This window comes from Pseudomonas sp. TWP3-1 (assembly GCF_049896625.1).
GTDB lineage: Bacteria > Pseudomonadota > Gammaproteobacteria > Pseudomonadales > Pseudomonadaceae > Aquipseudomonas.
Genome location: NZ_JAFCUQ010000001.1, coordinates 235786 through 258640, shown reverse-complemented (window position 1 = coordinate 258640; position 22855 = coordinate 235786). Strand labels below are relative to the sequence as shown.

The following is a 22855-nucleotide window of genomic DNA, read 5'->3' as shown; positions in this document are numbered from 1 at the left end:
CATGAGTTTCTCAAACAAGGAACAGGGTCACGCTAAAGAAAGGTTGCTGCCCGCGGCGAGGGACATCGATGCCTTGGTGCGCGCGGTGCATCCCGACCCGTTTTCGATTCTTGGCCCGCATGGCGATGGTGCTGGCGGGCAGTTCATTCGCGCCTATCTGCCCGGCGCGTTGAGCGTTGCGGTGCTGGACAAGGACAGCGGCGAAGAAATCGGCGCATTGGAGGCGACTGAAACTGCGGGGCTGTTCGTCGGCCACTTCCCGCAGGCACGTCCATATTTATTGCGCACGCGTTGGGCTGGCGGCGAGCAGGTTGCGGAAGATCCGTACAGCTTCGGCCAGTTGCTCGGCGAAATGGACTTGTACCTGTTCGCCGAGGGCAATCACCGCGACCTGAGCAGTTGCCTCGGCGCACAGCTGACCAGCGTCGATGGCGTTGACGGTGTGCGCTTCGCCGTGTGGGCGCCGAATGCCAAACGCGTTTCGGTGGTGGGCGATTTCAACGTCTGGGATGGCCGTCGGCATCCGATGCGCTTACGCCATCCATCCGGGGTCTGGGAATTGTTCATTCCGCGCCTGCAAGCCGGGGAGTTGTACAAATACGAGATTCTTGGCGAACACGGCATTCTGCCGTTGAAAGCCGATCCGATGGCGCTGGCCACCAGCCTGCCGCCGGACACCGCTTCGAAAGTCGCTGCGCCTCTGCAAGTCGACTGGCAGGATCAAGACTGGATGAACAGCCGCCGCGAGCGCCACGCGCATGCGGCGCCGCTGTCGATTTACGAGTTGCACGCCGGTTCGTGGCAATGCGAGCTGGATGATCTCGGCGAGGTCGCGCGCCAGTACACCTGGCCGGAACTGGCCGAGCGCTTGATTCCCTACGTCAAGGAACTGGGTTTCACCCACATCGAACTGATGCCGATCATGGAGCATCCGTTCGGTGGCTCGTGGGGTTATCAATTGCTCTCGCAGTTCGCGCCGAGTGCGCGCTACGGCACGCCCGAGCAGTTTGCTGCGTTTATCGACGCCTGCCATCGGGCTGAAATTGGCGTGATCCTTGACTGGGTCCCGGCGCATTTCCCGACCGATACCCATGGTCTGGCGCAGTTCGATGGCACCGCGCTGTACGAATACGGCAACCCGCTGGAAGGTTTCCATCAGGACTGGGACACGCTGATCTACAACCTCGGCCGCACCGAAGTGCATGGCTACATGTTGGCTTCGGCGTTGCACTGGTTGAAGCATTTCCATATCGACGGTCTGCGCGTGGATGCGGTGGCTTCGATGCTTTATCGCGACTACTCGCGCAAGGCTGGCGAGTGGGTGCCGAATCGGCATGGCGGTCGCGAGAATCTTGAAGCCATCGACTTCCTGCGTCATTTGAACGACGTGGTCGAGCTGGAAGCGCCGGGCGCGTTGGTGATTGCTGAAGAATCCACCGCGTGGCCGGGCGTGAGTCAGAGCACCCAGCAGGGCGGCCTCGGTTTCGCTTACAAGTGGAACATGGGCTGGATGCACGATTCGCTGCACTACATTCAGCAGGATCCGGTGTATCGCGCTCATCACCACAACGAGCTGAGCTTTGGTTTGGTCTATGCGTGGTCCGAGCGCTTCATCCTGCCGATTTCCCACGATGAAGTGGTGCACGGCAAGCATTCGCTGATCGACAAGATGCCCGGCGATCGTTGGCAGAAGTTTGCCAACCTGCGCGCGTATCTGAGCTTCATGTGGACCCATCCGGGCAAGAAGCTGTTGTTCATGGGCTGCGAGTTTGGTCAGTGGCGCGAGTGGAATCATGATCAGCAGCTTGATTGGTATCTGCTGCAGTATTCGGAGCACAAAGGCGTGCAGAAGCTGGTTGGCGACCTTAATCGGTTGTACCGCGAGGAGCCGGCGCTGCATGATCAGGATGACGCGCCGCAGGGTTTTCAGTGGTTGATCGGTGATGACGCAATCAACAGCGTTTTCGCTTGGTTGCGCTGGAGCAAGGACGGTACGCCGGTGCTGGTGGTGGCTAACTTCACGCCGGTGCCGCGGCAGGCGTATCGGGTGGGCGTGCCGTTTGCCGGGCGCTGGAAGGAGTTGCTTAACAGTGATGCCGAGCAATATGCCGGTTCCAATTATGGCAATGGTGGTGGGGCGTTTACTGAAGAGGTGGCGAGTCATGGTCAGTCGTTGTCGCTGGAGCTGAATTTGCCGCCGCTGGCGGTGTTGATTCTCAAGCCTGAGGGTTGATCCCGGACCGGGTTGCTGCCATCGCTGGCAGGCTATCTTTCAGGCGCAGAAGCTATGGTGGATGTACCCAGAACCTGTGGGAGCTGGCTTGCCAGCGATGGCGACGGGTCAGGCGATGGATTTTTCTGGCGGTGTACATATCCGTTGCTGCGGTAACGGCTTCCTAGGGTTCCGCCCTGACGGCGGGTCACCTTTTTCAAACGCCAAAAAGGTAACCCAAAAGGCTTTTCCCTGACGTTCGGCCCTCGCTGTGGCTCGGGTTCCTTCGCTCCGGGATTGATCCGGGGGCATCGCCTCCGGTTTGCTTCGCTGCACCTCCTCTCGATGTGTTTGGCTGCGCCAAACGGTCGCTGCGCTCCCACCCCCGGATCAATCCCTCCACTCAGCCTGCCGACGGGCGCTCGAGATCAAGAGCGGTACTCGAGCTAACGCTCATTGTGTTGAGTGGGGCGGCTTCGCCGCATGGGGCGTGTGCAAATCAAAATGTGGGAGCTGGCTTGCCAGCGATAGCGTCGGCACATTCAATATCATCGCTGAATGTGCCAACGCTATCGCTGGCAAGTCGAATCGTCGCACCGCAGCTCCCACAGGGTCTCGGCGAATCCACTTACCAGCGCATGCGCACCCCCATGCTGCCGATCAACCCATTCAAGTCGTTGTCATCCACGTCACTGCTGTAATCCGCGCTGACGTACAGACTCACCGTCGGTGTCACCCGCGCCACCAGTCCCAATCCGACTTCCACGGTCGAGGATTTGCGGCTGCTGCTGATCTTGTCCACCTGATCCAGCGTCACCGTGTTGCCGGTGTAGACCGTGTGCCACAGGTTGGTGCGCACGTACGGCTCGACTGGCAGACCATTCAGATCGTAACTGCCTTTCAAGCGCGCGCCGACCCGGCCGCTCCACGATGAGATATCGCTCGATGACGCGTTGCCCGAGCCGGCATACGGCGTGTCGAGGGTGATGCGTTGGTTGATCAATTGCGCCTGCGGTTCGACCACCCAGTTTTCGCTGATGCCGATCGGGAATCCGCCTTCCACCGACAGCGTCATCGCGCTGCCTTCGGTGGCTTGGCGTGCGCCTTGTTGGTTGCGGCTGAAACCGCTGACGCGGCCGCCACTGGCCGACAGATCGACGTGCCAGCCTTGCGGGCCGGTCAGGCTGTAGTAAGCGCCGAGGCTCTGGCCTTGCAGGTTGAGGGTGTCGGAATTCGGGTCGGCGAGGGCGCGGCTGCTGATCAGGCCGTTGCCGTTGGCCTGGATCTGATTGACCCCGCCGATCAGGCCGATTTTTTGTGTGTGGCCGCTGCTACTTTGCAAGGTCAACACGGCAGGGCCTTTGAAGTCGCCGCTGCCGGGCATCGCGAAACCGGGGCTAAGGACGTCGGTTTGTGCCTGGCGTGAACTCGGTCCGTAAAGCTGATCCCACGCTGTCGGCGAAATGTCTTCGGTAATCAGGTGATTGCCGCGCAGATCGGGGCGCGGACTCAGGCGTTGCGGCTCGGGTGTGATGACGGTGGCAGGCAAGGTCATGACCGGCACGTTCTCTCGGTACCAGGACGTTGTCTCATCCGCCGCAGAACCGGCCTGCGCCTCCATGGATGAGCACAGCAAGATAGAACTCGAAACAGTGCAGAAGGTTGTTTTGATCTCTTGAGCAGTGAATGAAGTTTTCATGGAGGTCTACCTTGCTATCGCATGCGCACTCTCGCCTTGTCGTCTCTCCTACCCCGAATGAGGGGCGACCGAATGAGACGGGGCGAACCGCCGGGCGCCCGTTTTCGCGGGTGTCCGTGGGTTAGCCCCGAGTAGTATTTCCGGGGGTAGTAACCTAGATTCAAGAAGACCCGCGCCCATGCGTCAAGAAAATGAACGATGAGCGGTAGGGCTAAAACAGGTAATGCAAGTGTTTGTTTATCCGAACATATCTAAGTTCTTGTTTGTATGGAAGAACGGCCTCGAGTCCGTGATTCAGAGCGCTTGGGCAACTGACCACCGGTGCGCGCCGCTGTCAAAACTGCGACTACAGATGCACCTCCACCGCCAACGGCAAATGATCCGACAGATGTGTCCAGGGCTTGTTGCCGAGAATCTGTGGGTCGTGGCTGCTGGCATTGCGCAGGTAGATCCTGTCCAGTCGCAGCAGTGGGAAACGCGCGGGATAGGTTTTCGCAGGTCGACCGTGATGACGCTCGAAGGCTTCGTGCAGGTAGTCGCGGCGGGAGAGGGCGGCGTTGCCCTGCAATTGCCAGTCGTTGAAGTCGCCGGCGATGATCACCGGGGCATCTTCGGGCAGCGACTCGAGCAGTTGGCAGAGCAACTGCAACTGCAATTGCCGATGACTTTCCAGCAGGCTCAAGTGCACGCAGATCGCGTGGACTTCCGCATGTCCCGGTACGTCCAGCACGCAATGCAAAAGCCCGCGTCGCTCGGGGCCGGTGATCGAGACGTCAAGGTTGCGGTACTCGCGGATCGGGTACTTCGACAGCAGGGCATTGCCGTGATGGCCATGGGGATAAACGGCGTTGCGCCCGTAGGCGAAGTCGGCCCACATGCTGTCGGCGAGAAACTCGTATTGCGAGGTTTGCGGCCATTCGTTGTAACGATTGGAATGGCGTTCGTGCTCGCCAACCACTTCCTGCAGAAACACCAGATCGGCTGACGTGCTGCGCACTGCTTCGCGCAGTTCGGGGAGGATGAAACGTCGGTTGAGTGCGGTAAAACCCTTGTGTGTATTAACCGTCAGCACGCGCAAGCGATGGATGGCCGACGGCTCCAGGGGCTGAGCGTCGATAGCGTGACGCTGGGGATCACTGGACACGTTTACTCCTATGAATCATGACTGCCTGTGCATGCGACTGACGTGCGAACGCGCAGTTCAGTGTTTCAGTCGACGAGCACGATTTCATAGGGCAGGCGCATGCGTTCAAGAATCGCCCGCGGCAGCATCGGGGCAATGCCGATGGCCGGCTCGCCTGTGAGCTGGCTGGCGTAGGCGTGGGTCGCGTGGCTTTTGCGCGCGACAGTCCAAGTGTCCAGACGCAATTTGCGTGCGCGGTGCCAGGGAATCTGCGCGTGATCGCGTTCCGGCCAGTGCCAGGCCCAGACCGGCACATCATGGTAGGTAGCACCGGCCTGCAGGGCGGCGCGGGCACTGGCGCGACCTACCACTTGATGGTCGTCGCTGCCGTCTTTGCACCAGGTGCTGAACACCACATCGCCAGGGCGCAGGTAACGCATGATGAACTCGCTGAGCTGGAGTTCCTTGTCGAACAGGGCGTTGTGGGTAAAGCCGCCACGCACCCATTTCAGGCTGTGCATCGGCAACCCCAGACGCCGTAGCGCCTCGACGCTCTCTTGCGGGCGGAATACGCTCAGGCGTTTCTCTGACCATTGGCGCGAGCCGGGATGGCTGGCGCTGCCGTCGGTGATAGAGAGCAGTTGCAACGGATGGCCGAGGCTGGCGAGCAGTTGCAGCAGGCCGCCGCAGGTCACTACCTCGTCGCCGGGATGCGGGGCGATGACCACGGCACGTGCGCCGGCCGGCACCAGACTGCGGGTGTTGATGACGGGAATGTTGTCGAGTTGCGCGGCGCTGTTCCAGATTTGCGCCGGCAGGCTGCCTTCATTTAGGGATAACGGTTTCATGAGTGCTACGTCCTTGTTGTGTCTCGCCCTCAATCGCGCGCGGCGAGCATCGCTCAAGCGCTTCGACCCGTGAAGGCTGGTGGAAAACCATGCGGCGCTCCGAACCCTGGATTGCCGCGCAGAAGAGTATTGCTCATGGCGCGCGGTTCGTCGCGTCGGCGAGCAATCTGATCTGTGTTTTTTTGTTATAGCTGTGTTGGAGGTCGCAGACCGGCGCAGAAACGTTGAGCGACATCAGTGATTCAACGCAAACCTTCCAAAGCCGCGACGGAGCGCGGTTCGCGGCTCCAGACCTCGAGAATGAAGTCTGCTTCCTGATGCAAAACCAGCCTCGGCAGAGCCAATTGGTCGTGGATCTGATCGTGCACCTGCCGCGCATTCAACGGGCATTGATCAATCGGCGGGCGCCAGTGGCACGCCAGCAGTTGCCCGTCTGCGCTCAGGGAATTGCTGATGTGACGGATCACGGCTGTCAGATCATCGCCATCGAGGTAGTAGCCGATTTCGCTAAATACGATCAGGTCGAATTTTTCTTCTGGCCAGTCATCTGGCAGGCGGTTTTGGCGGACCTCGGCGTGATCGAACAAGCTCAAGCGCGTTTGCGCCAGACCCACCGCAGCGGCGGCCGTGTCGCAACACAATAACCGGTCACAGCGCTGCGCCAGCTCGGCACTCAGTTCACCATTGGCGCAGCCCGGTTCGAAGATTGCGCGATAGTGCGGGCGCGGCAGTGCCGCAAGCGTGATCGCCCGTTTGCGCTGCTCGTACCAGCGTTGGCGAAACGCCCAAGGGTCGTCGTTGCCGGCAAACAGCCCGTCGAAATAGCGGTCGTCGACGCTCACAGGAAGATCACCTCAAACGGTTGCAGCAGTCGATCCAGTACGTACGGTGCCAGCACCGGGCCGAGTCCAGCCACTGGGTCGCCTTCCAACTGACTGGCGAACGCATGCACCGCGTGGCGTTTGCGCGCGACTTGCTCACACGTCAGATTGATTTTGCGCGCGCGCTGCCAGGGCACGAAGGCATCTTCGGGCGTCGCCCAGTGCCACGTCCAGACCGGTAATTCATGACAGGTTGCGCCCGTGCGACGAGCCGCTTCGCTACTCGCGCGGCCAACCGCTTCATGATCGCAGTGACCGTCCTCGCTCCATGTAGTGAACACCACGTCGTTGGGGCGCAAATGGCGCTGGATGAATTCGCACAACTCGGCTTCACGCGCCGCCACCTGAGTATCGGCAAAACCGCCGCGCAGCCATTTCAAGCGATGCATCGGCAGGCCGAGGCGACGCAGGGCTTCGGCGGATTCCTGCGGACGGACCACGCTCAGGCGCTCAACCGGCCACCGTTGCGAGCCGGGGTGGCTGGCGCTGCCATCGGTGACCGAGATCAATTGCAGCGGACGTCCGGCAGCGGCGAGCAATTGCAGCAAGCCGCCGCACCCGAGCACTTCGTCGTCCGGGTGCGGCGCGATGACCACCGCGCGCGAACCGGGCGGCACCAGGCTGAGAATGTCGATGCTGTCCAGTTCAGCCAAATGCTGCGAGCTCTGCCATTGGTGCAGGGTCGTGCCCTGGCCGACAATCGGATTGGTTTTCATAACGTCCATGTCTCCGTGGGTTGCGCTGCGATCAATTGCCCGAGGGCGGCGAGGTCACGTTCGGCATGGCTTTGACGCAGGAACACCGGCAGATCAGCGCTCAAACGGGCGAACTGGCGATCCTTGCAGAACGGCCCGGCGCCCAATGCGCGACCAACATGATCAATGACTTGTGCGGCAGACTGCTCGACCACCGCCCGCGCACGGCGGGCCAGCAGTTCGGCATTGGCCTGCGGATGAGCATCAATGTGCAGCGCGCTGAAACGCAACACATCGGCAGCAGCCTGCAACGCCACATCGACCGCACCCAGATGCGCCAGCGAATGCGCTTCCTCGCGTTGCGCACAGTGCTGGCGCAATCGTTCGGCGATCTCACGTGCAGCGCCGTACCAACAGGCGGCGATGCCGATTCCGCCTTGCCAGAAACCCGGCCGTTGCAGGTAGTCACCGGGACTGCCAATCGCTTGGCCCTCGACCCTGTCAAACAACACCTCAACCGACCCGGTGGCGCCCATGCCGACCGCTTGCCAGCCTTGATCGGTGATGGTCACGCCCGGTTGATCGAGCGCGACCGCCACCAGTTGCTGGCGATCTGCTTCATCCCACGCCGTCAGCAGCGCATGACTGAGCACGGCAGCGCCGGAACACCACGCCTTGCGCCCGTCCAGCACCACCATGTGCCCGGATGGACTGACCTTGACCCGCGCCTGTGGTGGCTCGGCGGCCCACATGCCCCAGGTGCTGCCAGGAGTCGGCGCGCCACCCAGTTGCTCGATGATCGACAACGCGTCGGTGTGGCCCTCATACAGTTTGCACACGCCCAGATCATGCCCGCCCACGAGCGCCAGCCCTTGAAAACGCTCAAGGGTGTGGCCACTGCCCGGCAGTGGCAGGCGATCCAGTCCGGCCTCGACCAGCTCACGCAGACACTGGCCGAGGGCTTCGGGGTCGGCGTAATCCGCAGTGCGCGCGGATAAATAGCCGTGCAGGTCCATGATCAATCTTCTTCTTCGCGTTGCAGTTCGAACATCAACAGCGAGCGACCGGTGACTGAGTATTCATGGCCGAACTCGAAGCGCTCCTGGCCGCGAATTGCCGGCTGATTGGTGTCGATCATGCAGGTCCAGAAACTGCCTTCCGGTACTTCCGGCAGCGTGAAGTTGACGATGTCGTGATGCGCGTTGACCACCAGCAGCAAGGTCGCGTCTGCGCCTTTGCGGCGAATACCGGTTTCCTGCGCGCGGCCGTCGAGCAACATGCCCAGGCAGCGGTTGTGCGCGTCGTGCCAGTGCTCGGTGGTCATCTCGGTGGCGTCCGGCGCCAGCCAGGTTACGTCCTTGACGCCTATGTCTTCGTTGTACTCGCCGACCAGGAAACGCCCGCGACGCAGGATCGGATAGGCCAGGCGCAACTTGATCAGGCGTTTGACGAATTTCAGCAGGGCCTTGCCGTCTTCGCTCAGATCCCAGTTGACCCAGCCGATCTCGCTGTCCTGACAATAGGCGTTGTTGTTGCCGTCCTGAGTGCGGGCGAATTCGTCGCCGGCGACGATCATCGGCGTACCTTGGGCCAGCAGCAGCGTGGCGAAGAAATTGCGCATCTGCCGTTGGCGCAGCGCATTGATTTCCGGATCGTCGGTCGGGCCTTCGACGCCGTGGTTCCACGACAGGTTGTTATTACTGCCGTCCTGATTGTTCTCGTCGTTGGCCTCGTTGTGCTTGTCGTTGTACGACACCAGATCATTCAGGGTGAAGCCGTCGTGGGCGGTGATGAAGTTCACCGAGGAATATGGCCGGCGTCCACGTTCATTGAACATTTCGCCAGAGGCGGTCATGCGACTGGCGAAGTCGGCAACCTGGCCGTCGTCGCCTTTCCAGAACGCGCGCACGGTGTCGCGGAATTTGTCGTTCCACTCGACCCAGCCCGGCGGGAAGTTGCCCACCTGATAACCACCTGGGCCGCAGTCCCACGGCTCGGCGATCATTTTCACCTGACGCAGCACCGGGTCCTGACGGCAGGCCACGAGGAAGCTGTGGCGCTCGTCGAAACCATCGTGATAACGCCCGAGAATGGTCGCCAGGTCAAAGCGGAAACCGTCGACGTGCATTTCGCTGGCCCAGTAGCGCAGCGAGTCGGTGACCATTTGCAGCACGCACGGGTGGCTCAGATCCAGCGTGTTGCCGGTGCCGGAATCGTTGATGTAGTAGCGCTTGTCGTCCGGCATCAGTCGGTAGTACGACGCGTTGTCGATGCCGCGCATCGACAGGGTCGGGCCTTGCTCGTTGCCTTCGGCGGTGTGGTTGTAGACCACGTCGAGGATCACTTCGAGGTTGGCTTCGTGCAGGTGCGCGACCATCTCCTTGAATTCAGCGATCTTGCCGCTGGCCAGATAACGCGGGTCCGGGGCGAAGAACGCGATGCTGTTATAGCCCCAGTAGTTGGTCATGCCTTTATGCAGCAAATGCTGGTCGTTGACGAAGGCGTGGATCGGCAGCAGCTCCACCGAAGAAACCCCGACGCTGCGAATGTGTTTGAGCACATCGTCATTCATCAGACCGGCAAACGTACCGCGTACGTTTTCCGGCACCGAGGGGTGACGCATGCTGATGCCGCGTACGTGGGTTTCGTAAATGATGGTTTTGTCCCACGGCACGCTGACGCGCTGGTCGTTGCCCCAGGTGTGCGCCGGGTCGATGACTTTGCACTTGGGCACGAAGGGCGCGCTGTCGCGTTCGTCGAAGCTGAGGTCGGCGTCCGGGTGGCCGATGGTGTAGCCGAACAGCGCTTCCGACCATTTCAACTCGCCGACCAGTTGCTTGGCGTACGGGTCGATCAGCAGTTTGTTGTGGTTGAAACGGTGGCCGTTGGCCGGGTCATAAGCGCCGTAGACGCGGTAGCCGTAGATCAGCCCCGGATGCGCGTCGGGCAGGTAGCCGTGGTAGATCTCGTCGGTGTATTCCGGCAGTTCGATGCGCTCGAGTTCAACTTCGCCAGCATCGTCGAAAATGCACAGTTCGACCTTGGTGGCGTTGGCGGAAAACAGTGCAAAGTTGACCCCCAGACCGTCCCAGGTCGCACCGAGCGGGAAGGGCAGGCCTTCACGGATTCTCGAAGGCTCGGTATGTGCGGCGGGATCGGCTTTTTTTGGACTGGTCATACAATTGCTCCTGCAAAATCGGGGAAATCCGGGACGAGTTTGTCCTCGGTGGCGAGCGAGCTCGCCACACGGTGGTTCAAATCAAAGTTCTAAGTAGCGTCAGTTCGCCGGTTTGCGCGAGGTGCGCGGTTTCTTCTCGGCGGCTTTTTCGCCTGGAGGAATCACTTTGGCAGCGCCGGCAGGCTTGGCCTTGTCCGCAGCCTTGGGCTTGGCGTCAGCAGTCTTGGCGGTCGCGGTTTTGCCAGCAGTTTTGCTGCCAGCAGCCTTCGGTGACTTCTTCGGTGCCAGTGCTTCGGCTTCGGCCAGTTTGCGTGCCATCTCCCAATGACGAGCGTCTTCGCCCTCGGGTTGACCTTCGGATTCCCAGATCTGATAGGCGAATTCGCGAATGCGTTTATCGTCGGTACTCATCGCAATGCTCCTGAACTGAACTAGTGCTTCTATAAGTGTTGGATAAACAGATTGACCGGGAAATCCCCCAGCGCGGCGCTGACGTTCAGCTCCCTGTTTTTTGTGACTGCGACGCTGGAAAAAAGTCCCTTCAGATTTGCGTCAGAGGCGAGGAACGGTAAAACCACCCGCGTATCGCCCCAGCGCAGCGCATCTATCTGAGGTACGGCACTGTCTTCCAGCAGTGTCGCGCAACGGACTGGAACAACCACGATCGCCCGGTGCCCTGCATGTTCGCGACTGAACGCGAGCACTCTGTGTGCCTGGCTGCCCAGTACCTCAAGCGCCTGGTACGAACCACGGCGAAACAACTCCAGCTGTTCGGCGCGCAGGTTCAATACCTGTGCAATCAGCGCCTGCTTGATGCGCCCGTCGCGCCAGTTCGCCAGCAGTTCCGGCACCGGCGCGACTTGCTGTAACGCCTGTTCGCGCGCCGGGTAATCCACCGGCCGCCGATTGTCCGGATCGACCAGGCTGAAATCCCAGAACTCGTTGCCCTGATACAGATCGGGAATCCCCGGCACGGTCATGCGCAGCAAGGTTTGCGCCAGACTGTTCAGCGCACCCGCCGCGGCGATGTGGTCGACCGTATCGGCGAGTTTGCCGCGCAGCAGTCGGCCCTCGGGTGACAACAGCAGGCGTTCGGTGAAGTCTTTGGCGCTGTTTTCGTAAGCCTCGTTCGGCGCGCTCCAACTGCTTTGCAACTTGGCTTCGCGCAAAGCTTTCTGTTGCCACTGCCAGATGCGCCGGGCGTAATCGCTCAGGGCGTTCTGATCATCCGCGCGCAAATCCAAGGGCCAACTGCCGAGCAGGGCTTGATAGAGGATCAATTCGTCACCGGCTGACGGTTGTTGCTCATCACCACGCAGCGGCCGCGCCAGCACGCGCCACAATTCGATCTGGTCGGCATACCAGGCGCTGCGTTCGCTGAGCACTGCCAGTCGCGCGCGGGTGTCTTCGCCGCGCTTGTGGTCGTGGGTAGCGGTGGTCAGCAAGTTGTCCGGGAAGCTCTTCAAGCGCTGCTGACAGATGTCGTGGAAATCACTCAGTGGCGCGCTGAATTGTTCGGTGTTGTAGCCGACGTCATTGCGCGACAGCAGCACCGCCGAGCGATACAGCGCGGTGTCTTCCACGGCTTTGGCGGCGGCGGGCGAAGTCAGTTGCTGGAAACGCACACAGGCATGCTTGAGAATCTTGCGTGAGCGGCCACGCGGTTTGTTGCGCCATGGTTCGCCGCCAAGCCACGCGGCCACGCAGTCGAGTACTGGCCAGTCGCCTTCGCCGAGGGTCTGGCGCGCACCGTCCATGGCTTGCTGAAAGAATGCATCGTCCTGCGCCGAACGGCCCATGGCGCCGATGTAAGTGCGGTAAACCGGGAAGTGCACGATCAAGGCTTGCAGTGCGCGGCGGATCGCGCCGAGTGTCAAATCTCGGGTCATCAAGTCGTCGCGCGCCACTTGCAGCAGGGCTTGAGCAACGCTTTCGAAATCACTGGCCAGCGAGCCGTTGAGGATTTCCCGACGAGCGAGCTGCGCTTCCTCGATGAAAGCAGGAGAGCGCTCGGCATGGCGTTGCCACAATTCGCCCAACACTTGCTCGCCGCTCGGCTCATGTTGCAGCAGCGACAGTTGATTCATGAATTCGTAACCGGTGCTGCCGTCTACCGCCCAATCTTCGTGCAACGTTTCGCCTTCGCCGAGAATTTTCTCGACGTACAGCGGCAGATGCCGATCCGGGGCGAGCAGGTCGAGACGGCGGCGCAGTTTGCGGCAGTACCCGCGTGGATCGGCCAGACCGTCGATATGGTCGATGCGCAAACCATCAACCAGACCTTGGCTGATCAACTGGAAAATCTTGCCGTGAGTCGCTTCGAACACCGCTGGGCGCTCGACGCGCAAACCACCGAGTTCATTGACATCGAAGAAGCGCCGCCAATTGATGTCATCGGCAGCGGTGCGCCAGCTGGCGAGGCGATAGCTCTGGCGCTCCAGCAGTTGATGCAGGCGCTGGAAGCCTTGTGCGGTTTTCGAATCGTACAGCGCGAGGTTACGGGTGATGGCTGCAAGTGCCTGCGCATCACTGACGAGTTCGCTGAGTTCCTTTTTCAACGGAATCGCCAATGCATGCGCGTCAGTCTGATGGCTGAGGCTGTTGAAACGATCGGCGAGGTTGTTCAGTGCCTGGGCGCGTTCGCTATCGACAGCCGCGTCGGGCTTGAGCAGGTCGCCGTAGTCCTTGGGGCAGATCGGGAAGTGATGCTCGTAGTGCTCGACATGGAAGCTGCCGGTATCGGCGTTGAAGCACAGCGGCAGCGTCGCATCCTGCAAGGCGATACCGTAATCGCTGCCGAGAAAGGGCAGCAGCAACTGGCCTTCCATCAGCGGGTCGGGCGAGTGCCATTGAATATCGAAGAACTCGCCGTAGGGGCTGAGGCGACCCCATTCCAGCAAGTCCAGCCACCACGGGTTGTCACTGCCGCCAACGGCCATGTGGTTGGAGACGATATCGAGGATCAGCCCCATATCGTGTTCGCGCAGCGTCTTCACGAAGCGCCGCAGTGCCACTTCGCCGCCCAGTTCCGGATTGACTTGAGTCGGATCGACCACGTCGTAGCCGTGCATCGAACCTGCGCGGGCGGCGAGCAGCGGCGAAGCATAAATGTGGCTGATGCCGAGCCTGGCGAAGTACGGCACCAAAGGCACAGCATGATCCAGGGTGAAACCCTTATGGAATTGCAGGCGCACCGTGGCGCGTATGGGTTTGGTTATCGGCGTGCTCATTGGTCACGCTCGGCAGCTTGCAGGCGGGCGCAGGCCAGCAGTTCCAGACGGCGCGCGGCGTCAGCGCCATCGAGCAATGCTTCACTGGTGCCCGGCAGCCGTCGTGACCAGTTCGGATGAGTGTCGATAGTGCCGGGGAGGTTGGCCTGTTCGTCGAGGCCAAGGGCGTCTTCCAATGGCAGCAAAACCAGTGGCGCGCGGGTGTGGCCAAGGAAGCGTACGGCCGCGTCCACCACTTGGTCGGCCTCGTGGGATTCTTCGCGAAAGTTTTGCGGGTCTTCGCTGAGCGCGCTGCGCAGGCCTTCGCGTTCGCGAGCACGATGATGGCGCCATTCGATCTCGCCATTGGCATCGACAAACCCCAAGCGCGAATTCCAGTCGATGTCGCGGCCATGCCACCAGCCATTGAGCGTCGGCAAGTCGTGGGTGCTGGTGGTCGCCAAGGCGTTGTCCGGCCAGTCGAGGATTGGTTTGAAACGGGTGTTGTCGTGTTCAAACAGCAACACGCGCATGCCGAGCATGGCACGGGCGATGAGTTTTTCCTGGAGACCGTCGGGTACGGTGCCGAGGTCTTCGCCCAATACGATCGCTTGATGGCGGTGAGACTCGAGGGTCAGCAAGCGCAGCAAGTCGTCTACCGGGTAATAAAGATACGCGCCGTCCGCCGGAGCTGCGCCGTTGGGAATCACCCATAAACGTTGCAGGCCCATGACGTGGTCGATGCGCAGACCGCCTGCGTGGGCAAAGTTGGCACGGAGCATTTCGATGAACGCGCGGAAACCGTTGCGCACCAGACCTTCCGGGGAAAACGCGGAAATCCCCCAGCCCTGACCGGAGCGATTAAGAATGTCCGGCGGTGCGCCGACCGTCAGGGAAGCGAGCAATTCATTCTGAAAGCTCCAGGCCTGACTGCCGCCGCCATCGGCCCCGACGGCCAGATCGGCAATCAGACCGATGCCCATGCCGGCGCTGCGAGCGGCAGTTTGTGCGCGCTCCAGACAACGGTGGATAAGCCACTGGCAAAAAGCGAAGTAGCCAATGCGGTCGGCATTCTCCTCGGCAAAAACGCCTAAGGCCGTGCCACGCGGGTCACGCCATTGCTCTGGCCATTCGCGCCAATCTAGGCTTTCACCCCGGGCAGCGCGCATTTCCTGAATGGCTTCGAAGCGACAATGGTTTTCCAGCGCCGCGCCGCCGACGTGACGGAAACTGGCGAAGTCCTCGTGCAGCGGATGCGCGCCGCTGGTGAAGCCTTCGTACAAGGCGTGCAGGAGTTTTTGCTTGGCCTCGGCGGCGGTTGGCCAGTCGATCAGTTTCAGCTCTTCAAGCTGCTTGAACTGCTCGGTCAGCCCGGCGGATTCGATTGCATCACGCAGGGCGCGCTCACCGAGAATCGCACCTGGCGCCGCGTAAAGCGGATTGAGGAACAAGCGGCTGGAAGGCGAGTACGGGCTGTAACGCCCGGTGTCAGCGCTGAACATCGCGTGCAAAGGGCTGATCGCCAGCGCTTCGGCACCGCGTTCACCCGCCACTCGGGCCAGTTCTTCTAGCGCCTGAGTGTCGCCGAAGCCACCATCGCCGGGGCGACGCAGCCCATAAAGTTGAACACTCAAACCCCAGGCGCGGGGGATCGGACTGTCCACCGCATCGCCAACGCTGTAGCAACGCTCAGGGGCCACGGCCAAAGTGAAATGCTGATCGTCGATGTGCACTTGCTGGTAACCGACCGGGATCAGGCCGGGCAAGCGTGCTTCACCGTCGAGCTTGAGGTCCATGCGCGAACCGTCTTCGAGGTGAATTTCGCAAGGCGTTTCAGGCTTGAAGTAGCGTGCCAGATCCACGCCGACACCGACGTCGGCGGTCAGCAGCGGCGGCAGGTGGCGATCCTGCTGCACTTGTTGCAGTTGCAGCAGACTGGCGTCGATTTCCTGTGCGGTACTGGCCGGGTGGCCAAGTCCGGTGAGGACATTGCGCAGCACTGCCGGAGCGACTTTCTGCGGACGGCCGTTGGCATCGATCCAGTCGACGGCCAGGCCCGCGCGGCTTGCCAGAATTTCCAGTTGCGCATCGCTCATAGGCGCTCTCCATCCAAAGGTTGCAAAGGGGTTGCGGCCGTGAGGCTGACAAGTGCGCAGTACGGAGGGAGCAGGCCCTCATCCGCCGTCTCGTCGGCGGGTGGCTGCTGAAAGCGCCACACCGCGTCGGTCCGTGGAAGGTTGACCACTGGCTTGTCGCTGAGGTTCAGGTCAATTCGCAGCTCACTGCCATCGCCCAGCCGCCAGCGTGCACTGACGGCGCCGCGGTCGAGCAATTGCGCGCCGAGTGCCTGAGTGCCGGACAGATGAGGGATGATGTATTGATGGCGCAGCTGCAGCAGTTGCTGGTACAGGGCCAATGTGGCTTGTTGTTTTGGCGTGCCGTTGCCGATCAGCCGCGGTTGCGAGGCAAGGAAGGTTTTTTCGGCATTCGGATCGGGAATTCGCTGACGTTTTTCCGGGTCAGCGAAGGCACTGAAACCGGCGAATTCATTGCGCCGGCCATCGCGCACCAGCTCGGCCAGTTCATCGTGATGGTGGGTGAAAAACACGAACGGCTGCTCGGCGGCGAATTCATCGCCCATGAACATCAGCGGAATCATCGGCGACAGCAGCAACAGCACCGTAGCCGCTTCCAGGGCCCGAGGGTCGGCCAGTTGATGCAAGCGTTCGCCAAACGCGCGGTTGCCGATCTGATCATGGTTCTGCAAGAACAGCACGAAAGCGGTCGCTGGCAAATGGTCGCTAGGCTCGCCGCGCGGTTCACCGTGGCGCGTGATGTGGCCCTGAAACACGAAGCCCTGACTCAGGCAGCGGGTCAACTGGCGTGTCGGTTGCAGCGCGTAATCCGCGTAATAAGCGTCGGTTTCACCGGTCAGCAGCACGTGCAGAGCGTTATGGCCGTCATCGTTCCACTGCGCGTCATAGTGCTCTTCGAGCAGGCTCGACTGGTTGAGTTCGTTCTCCAGGGTCAGCCATATGTGGCGGCCCGGGTCGGTCTGCTGGCGAATGCGCTGCGCCAGTTCCGGCAGGAAATCCTCGCTTTCTATCGCGTGAACCGCGTCCAGACGCAGGCCGTCAAAGCGATATTCGAACAGCCACATCAGCGCGTTGCCGATGAAAAAATCCCGCACTTCAGGCAGGCGAAAATCAATCGCGGCGCCCCACGGCGTGTGTTTGTCTTCGCGGAAGAAGCTCTCGGCGTAGCGATGCAGATAATTTCCGTCCGGGCCGAAATGGTTGTAAACCACGTCGAGGATCACCGCCAGGCCATGGCCGTGGGCGCTGTCGATCAAGTGTTTCAGTTGTTCGGGCGTGCCGTAGGAATCTTGCGGCGCGTAATGCAGGACGCCGTCATAACCCCAATTGCGTTCGCCGGGGAATTGCGCGATGGGCATCAGTTCGATGGCGGTGATGCCCAATTCGGCGAGGCGCGCGAGGTGCTGTTCGACTTCGGCGAAGCCGCCAAGCGCACCGACGTGCAGCTCGTAGATCACCGCTTCACTCCACGGCCGACCCTGCCAGGATGTGTTTCGCCATTGATAGGCGAGGGGGTCGACCACCACGCAGTGGCCTTGGAGGCCACCATTTTGCGCCCTGGAGGCCGGGTCCGGCACTTGCAGTTCGCCATCGATATTGAAGCGGTACTGACTGCCAGCGGGGCAGCGAGTCTTGACTACAAACCAGCCGTCATCCTGCGGCAGCATTGGTAAGGATTGCCCATCGGCCAGTTCGACACTGACGTAAAACGCATCCGGCGCCCATAACGCAAACTGTGTGTGTTCGGCGTCCAGCATGATCGCGCCGTGGGGCCAGGTTGCTATAGACCGTGACGGCATTGTGGAAAATCTCTCTGTTATCTATGGCTGGCTTTACCTAGCGCCTTGGCGACCAGTTGTTCGTAAAGTTCAGCGTAGGGTTCGACCGCTTTGGACCAATTGAACGGTGCAGCCATCGCCCGGCAACGCATGGCGTTGAGCAGTTCGGGATAAGCGAAGACTTTGAATGCGCGGCTCAGGGCCTCGCGGTAACTGTCGGCAGTGGATTCGTCGAAGAGGAAACCGGTGACGCCGTTTTCGATGGTGTCAGCCAGGCCGCCGGTATTGCGTGCCACCGGCAACGAGCCGAAACGCTGGGCGTACATCTGGCTCAGGCCGCAAGGTTCGTAACGTGATGGCATCAACAGGAAATCGCTGCCGGCGAACATGCGTCGGGCGTCGGTTTCATTGAAGCCGATGCGCACGCCGATCTGGCCGGGGAAGCGCAGCGCCAGTTCGCGCATGGCTTGTTCTTCCTCTGGCTCGCCACGACCGATGATCGCGATCTGGCCACCGTTCTGCACGATGTACTCAGACACTGCTTCGGTCAGATCCAGACCTTTCTGGTAAACCAGACGCGAGACCACGGCGAACAGCGGGCCGGTGGAATCTTTCAAGCCGAACAACTGGCGCACATGCGCGGCGTTGACCGCTTTGCCTTCCCAGTCACCAATGGCGAATGGCGCAAACAAGTGCGGATCAGTAGCCGCATCCCAGCTCTCATCGATGCCATTCGGGATACCGCTGAGCAAACCTTGTTGGGTCTTGGCGGCGAGAAAACCGTCGAGGCCGCAGCCGAAATCCGGGGTGGTGATTTCCTGCGCGTAGGTCGCACTGACGGTGGTGATGTGGCTCGAATAAGCCATGCCAGCCTTGAGGAACGACATCTTGCCGTAGAACTCCATGCCTTCCTGTTGCAGTGCATGGTTGGGAATGCCGAGTTCCGGGCACGAACCGAGGCTGGTCACGCCTTGATAGGCCAGGTTGTGAATGGTGAACAGGGTCGGTGTGCGTTGCCCGCGCCAGTGCATGTAAGCAGGCGCCAGACCGGCCGGCCAGTCATGGGCGTGCACCAGATCCGGGCACCAGTGAATTTGTGCGAGGTTGGCGGCGATATCGGCAGCGGCCAAGCCCAGACGGGCGAAACGAATGTGGTTGTCCGGCCAGTCGCGACCGTTGTTGGCGCCGTAAGGTGAACCTTCGCGCTCGTAGAGTTCGGGGCAGATCAGCACATAGATGACCAGACCATCAGGCATGTCCATGCGCCCGATCTTGCAGGGTGGCAACGCGGCATGCCCGCCCAGCTCGCCGATAATATGAATCGGGTTTTCGCTGTTCATCACCTGTGGGTAGCCGGGGATCAACACGCGCACGTCATGCAGGTGCGCCATGGCCCGAGGCAGCGCGGCGGAAACGTCACCCAGACCGCCGGTTTTCACCAGGTCGGCGATTTCCGAGGTGACGAACAAAACTTTCTTCTTGTTGGGATTCTGGCGGATTACCGGCGTCAGTGGCTTGGTACCCGGGACGTTGATTGTCCGGGTGCCGGGAACGCTCACTGTGGTCGAGTCACCGATCGACTGCTGCACACGCTCTCCCTGAATATCCAATGCCACGCTGATCATATGAATCTCCCGTCGTTGATCTGATTCTTGTCTGGAACACCCGATGACCATGGCCAAGTCCTGTGGCCGGGCGCAAACGCGCCACGCATCGGTGAGCAAACGCTACCCAACACGTGCAAGCAGAATGGGTGAGGAGGCCATTGCAAAAGTTGAACCACTCGCGTTGGCCTTGCCTTTCAGATGACCCGCCGCCTTCAGCAAAAGTTTCGATTAATTTTCTGCTATGTGACGGCGAGATTTCGCCCCGCGAAAACCAGTCTAGGCCAGATCCTAGAGCGGGCGAGGGCAATCGGACGAATTGTTCGACAATCTGTTTCAGCGCCAGGTAAATCGCGGGTTGCAGCGGGGGTACGCACCGACGAAGTGCAGGTTTTCAGTATCGGGCGGGTCAAAATGGTGACTGATCAGTCACGGTTTCGGGCGCGGCAGGCGCCCGGGTGCACCGTTGCGGTGCGGAGAGTCAGTTCAGTAGTCGAATCGGCTTTCCAGCCGACCAAGCCTGAACATCTTCGATCATCTGCGAAAAGAACAACTCGTAGTTTTGCCGGCTGACATAGCCCACATGCGGCGTCGCCAAGACATTCTCCAGCGTGCGGAAGGGATGCAGCGACGGCAGCGGCTCCTGATCAAACACATCCAGAGCCGCGCCGCCGATCTGTTGTTTCTGTAACGCCTTGATCAACGCCGCTTCATCGACGATCGGCCCGCGTGCGGTGTTGACCAGCAGCGCAGTGGGTTTCATCCAGCCCAAGGCCTGAGCATCAACCAGGCCACGGCTGCGCTCGCTGAGCACCAGATGCACCGATAACACATCGGCTTGTTCGAACAGTTGCTGCTTGCTGACGTAAGTAGCGCCGACCTCGGACGCGCGTTCGGCGGTAAGGTTTTCGCTCCAGGCGATCACGCGCATGCCGAACACCTGCCCGAACTGCGCAACCCGCTGGCCAATGCTGCCCAGCCCGAGGATCCCCAGGGTCTTGCCGTGCAGGTCGCCACCCAGACCTTGCTGCCACTGGCCGTCGCGCAGGGTATTGGCCTCGGTCACCAGGTTGCGGGTGGCGGCCATGATCAGCGCCCAGGTCAGTTCGGGAGCGGCGTGCTTGTAGCTGTCGGTGCCGCAGATCCGGATGCCCAGCTTCGCAGCGGCTGGCATGTCCAGCGCGGCGTTGCGCATGCCGCCGGTGACCAGCAACTTCAGGTTTGGCAGTCGCTTGAGCAAATCCTCATCGAACCGCGTGCGCTCGCGCATCACGCAGATCACTTCGAAGCGTGCCAGACGTTCGGCCAGTGTGGCGTTGTCCGCCGGATACTCATGCACAAAACTCACTTCGCCCAGGCTGTCCAGCACCGACCAGTCGACCACATCGCGAGCCACGTCCTGCCAGTCATCGATCACTGCGATTTGCAACGCCATCAGCCTTACCTCATCAAGGAGAGAGTTTGTTTTGCGCCAGCCAGCCGAGCAGTGCCTGGTGGAATTTGGCCGGTTCTTCCATCTGCGGGGCGTGGCCCATGCCGGGGAATTCCACCAGCGTCGAATGTGGAATCAGCTTCGCTACCTGCTTGCCGAGTATCTCGTAATGCCCGATTTTCGCCTTCACCTCAGGCGGCGCGATGTCCTTGCCGATGGCCGTGGTGTCGGAGGTGCCGATCAACAGCAGGGTCGGCATTTTCAGGTCTTTGAACTCGTAGTACACCGGCTGGGTGAAAATCATGTCGTAGATCAGCGCCGAGTTCCATGCGACTTGTGTCTTGCCCGGGCCGTTGCTCAGACCCGAGAGCATGTCTACCCAGCGGTCGAATTCAGGTTTCCAGCGGCCGTCGTAATAAGTTGTGCGTTCGTAGTCGCGGATGCCTTGGGCGGTGACTTTCAGTTCACGCTGATACCACTGGTCTACGGTGCGATACGGCACGCCGAGGGCTTTCCAGTCTTCCAGACCGATCGGGTTGACCAGCGCCAACTGGTCGACCTGATCCGGGTATTGCAGCGCATAGCGGGTGGCGAGCATGCCGCCTGTGGAATGGCCGAGCAAGGTGGCTTTCTGGATACCCAGCGCCTTGAGCAATTGCTGGGTGTTGGTCGCCAGTTGCTGGAAACTGTACTGATAGTGCTCGGGCTTGCTGGAGCTACAGAAACCGATCTGATCCGGTGCGATCACCCGGTAACCGGCCTCGCTCAGGGCTTTGATCGAACTGTCCCAGGTCGCGCCGCAGAAGTTCTTGCCGTGCATCAGAACTACCGAACGACCATTGGCCTTGCCATCGGCGGCGACGTCCATGTAGCCCATTTGCAGGGATTTGCCCTGGGATTGAAATTCAAAGTGCTTGAGGGTGTAGGGATAGTCGAAACCTTGCAGTTCCGGCCCGTACTGCGCGTCTTCGGCATGCGCAACCAGCGGCAGAGTGGCGGTCAGGAGCAGGCCGGGCAGCCAGCGGGAAAGCGACACAGACATAGGGGCAACTCCGTAGGAAATCGACCGATGCTTGATCGGCCGGATTATGGCGACGTTAACCACAGGCAATACCCGCGCCCGAACGCTCAACCGAGCCAGCCGAGCGTGAGCATCGCGACCACCGCATAACGTGCACCTTTGGCCAGCGTGACGATCAACAGAAAACGCCATAGTGGCTCGCGCATCACGCCCGCAACCAGCGTCAGTGGATCACCGATCACCGGCAGCCAACTGAGCAGCAGCGTCCAATGTCCGTAGCGCTGATAGTGCTTGCGTGCTCGCGCCATGTGTCTGGCGCTCACGGGAAACCAGCGCCGATCCTGAAACCGCTCCAGCCCGCGCCCCAGCCACCAGTTCACCAGCGAACCGAGCACGTTGCCCAATGTCGCCACCGCGAGCAAGCCCCACAGCCAATAGCGCTCGCTGACAATCAAACCGACCAGCAATGCCTCGGATTGCAGCGGCAGCAACGTCGCGGCCCCAAATGCGGCGAAGAACAGCCCGGTGTAAGCCGCCGCCATCAATGCGCCGGGTAGTCCGCCACGATCACGTCAGTACCGTCCTTTTTCAGACCGATGACTTGATACGCATCGCTCATGCCGTCCATTTCCATGCCGGGCGAACCCATCGGCATGCCCGGTGCGGCCACGCCAAGCAGGTCGTCACGCTTGCTCAGGGCGAGGACTTGTTCCGCGGGCACGTGGCCCTCGACGAATTTGCCGTTGATGATTCCGGTGTGGCACGAGTTCAGACGTGGCGGCACGCCGTGCTTGAGCTTGAACTCGCTCATGTTGCTTTCGACGTGATCCTCGACCTTGAAGCCGTTGGCTTCGAGGTGGCTGATCCACTTTTTGCAGCAGCCGCAGTTGGCGTCACGATGGACTTCAATCGGGATCAGGTCGGCGGCTTGCGCCAGGGAGGAAATGAACAGGGCGCTCAGGGCGACCAGACGCAGAGGGTTTCGCATACAGGGCTCTCGGCTTGAATGTGGTCAGAAAAGAACGCATTTTGACCTGATTTTCCTGCCGGGCTTCAACGGAGTGTTTCCAGTTAATTCA

The 22855-nt window shown here is 60.9% G+C and carries 17 protein-coding genes; 1 reads left to right on the top strand and 16 read right to left on the bottom strand.

The genetic code is table 11. The features are described from left to right. Nucleotide 1 precedes the first annotated feature (1 nt). Nucleotides 2-2233 carry a 1,4-alpha-glucan branching protein GlgB gene (gene glgB / locus ACP7BN_RS01120; protein WP_426200956.1) on the top strand — a complete coding sequence of 744 codons (2232 nt, stop codon included), beginning with the start codon at nt 2-4 and terminating at the stop codon, nt 2231-2233. A 607-nt stretch (nt 2234-2840) separates the two neighbouring features. On the opposite strand, the gene ACP7BN_RS01115 is transcribed toward glgB, so the two are convergent. The 16 genes from ACP7BN_RS01115 to ACP7BN_RS01040 all read right to left on the bottom strand — a co-directional run bounded on the left by ACP7BN_RS01115 (nt 2841) and on the right by ACP7BN_RS01040 (nt 22764). Beyond that, on the bottom strand, nt 2841-3911 hold the full coding sequence (locus ACP7BN_RS01115; RefSeq protein WP_426200955.1) for an autotransporter domain-containing protein: 1071 nt from the start codon (nt 3909-3911) through the stop codon (nt 2841-2843). Nucleotides 3912-4257: 346 nt separating this feature from the next. Beyond that, nucleotides 4258-5055 carry an endonuclease/exonuclease/phosphatase family protein gene (locus ACP7BN_RS01110; protein ID WP_426200953.1) on the bottom strand — a complete coding sequence of 266 codons (798 nt, stop codon included), beginning with the start codon at nt 5053-5055 and terminating at the stop codon, nt 4258-4260. A 65-nt stretch (nt 5056-5120) separates the two neighbouring features. After that, entirely contained in the window at nt 5121-5882 is a 762-nt protein-coding gene (locus ACP7BN_RS01105; protein ID WP_426200952.1) for a PIG-L deacetylase family protein, read from the bottom strand. A 242-nt stretch (nt 5883-6124) separates the two neighbouring features. Then, a complete protein-coding gene (locus ACP7BN_RS01100) occupies nt 6125-6724 on the bottom strand; it encodes an SAM-dependent methyltransferase (protein WP_426200950.1) in 600 nt (199 codons plus the stop codon). Then, nucleotides 6721-7479 carry a PIG-L deacetylase family protein gene (locus ACP7BN_RS01095; RefSeq protein ID WP_426200948.1) on the bottom strand — a complete coding sequence of 253 codons (759 nt, stop codon included), beginning with the start codon at nt 7477-7479 and terminating at the stop codon, nt 6721-6723. Before ACP7BN_RS01095 ends, ACP7BN_RS01100 begins: the two co-directional genes overlap by 4 nt. Continuing rightward, nucleotides 7476-8474 (bottom strand): acyl-CoA dehydrogenase, encoded by a 999-nt coding sequence (locus ACP7BN_RS01090; RefSeq protein WP_426200947.1) that lies wholly within the window; start codon nt 8472-8474, stop codon nt 7476-7478. Before ACP7BN_RS01090 ends, ACP7BN_RS01095 begins: the two co-directional genes overlap by 4 nt. A gap of 2 nt (nt 8475-8476) precedes the next feature. Beyond that, complete coding sequence (gene glgX, locus ACP7BN_RS01085; protein ID WP_426200945.1) at nt 8477-10636, bottom strand: glycogen debranching protein GlgX; 2160 nt, start codon at nt 10634-10636, stop codon at nt 8477-8479. Nucleotides 10637-10735: 99 nt separating this feature from the next. Then, on the bottom strand, nt 10736-11047 hold the full coding sequence (locus tag ACP7BN_RS01080; RefSeq protein WP_426200944.1) for a DUF2934 domain-containing protein: 312 nt from the start codon (nt 11045-11047) through the stop codon (nt 10736-10738). 29 nt (nt 11048-11076) lie between these two features. Then, nucleotides 11077-13866: a malto-oligosyltrehalose synthase gene (locus tag ACP7BN_RS01075; RefSeq protein ID WP_426200942.1), complete on the bottom strand. Its 2790-nt coding sequence runs from the start codon at nt 13864-13866 to the stop codon at nt 11077-11079. Next, entirely contained in the window at nt 13863-15941 is a 2079-nt protein-coding gene (gene malQ / locus ACP7BN_RS01070) for a 4-alpha-glucanotransferase (RefSeq protein WP_426200941.1), read from the bottom strand. The genes ACP7BN_RS01075 and malQ overlap by 4 nt, the downstream gene beginning before the upstream one ends. Continuing rightward, nucleotides 15938-17740, bottom strand: coding sequence for a malto-oligosyltrehalose trehalohydrolase (gene treZ, locus ACP7BN_RS01065; RefSeq protein WP_426200940.1), 1803 nt, complete (start codon nt 17738-17740; stop codon nt 15938-15940). The genes malQ and treZ overlap by 4 nt, the downstream gene beginning before the upstream one ends. Nucleotides 17741-17757: 17 nt before the next feature. Then, nucleotides 17758-19344, bottom strand: coding sequence for a glycogen synthase GlgA (gene glgA, locus ACP7BN_RS01060; protein ID WP_426200938.1), 1587 nt, complete (start codon nt 19342-19344; stop codon nt 17758-17760). A 460-nt stretch (nt 19345-19804) separates the two neighbouring features. Continuing rightward, nucleotides 19805-20758, bottom strand: a complete 954-nt coding sequence (locus ACP7BN_RS01055) for a D-2-hydroxyacid dehydrogenase family protein (protein WP_426200936.1) — start codon at nt 20756-20758, stop codon at nt 19805-19807. 13 nt (nt 20759-20771) lie between these two features. Continuing rightward, nucleotides 20772-21797 carry an alpha/beta fold hydrolase gene (locus tag ACP7BN_RS01050; RefSeq protein WP_426200934.1) on the bottom strand — a complete coding sequence of 342 codons (1026 nt, stop codon included), beginning with the start codon at nt 21795-21797 and terminating at the stop codon, nt 20772-20774. Nucleotides 21798-21883: 86 nt separating this feature from the next. Continuing rightward, the gene (locus ACP7BN_RS01045) at nt 21884-22318 is read right to left on the bottom strand and encodes a YqaA family protein (RefSeq protein WP_426200932.1); all 435 of its coding nucleotides are present in this window, start codon (nt 22316-22318) and stop codon (nt 21884-21886) included. Next, nucleotides 22318-22764 (bottom strand): DUF411 domain-containing protein, encoded by a 447-nt coding sequence (locus ACP7BN_RS01040; protein WP_420649883.1) that lies wholly within the window; start codon nt 22762-22764, stop codon nt 22318-22320. Before ACP7BN_RS01040 ends, ACP7BN_RS01045 begins: the two co-directional genes overlap by 1 nt. Nucleotides 22765-22855: the final 91 nt, after the last annotated feature.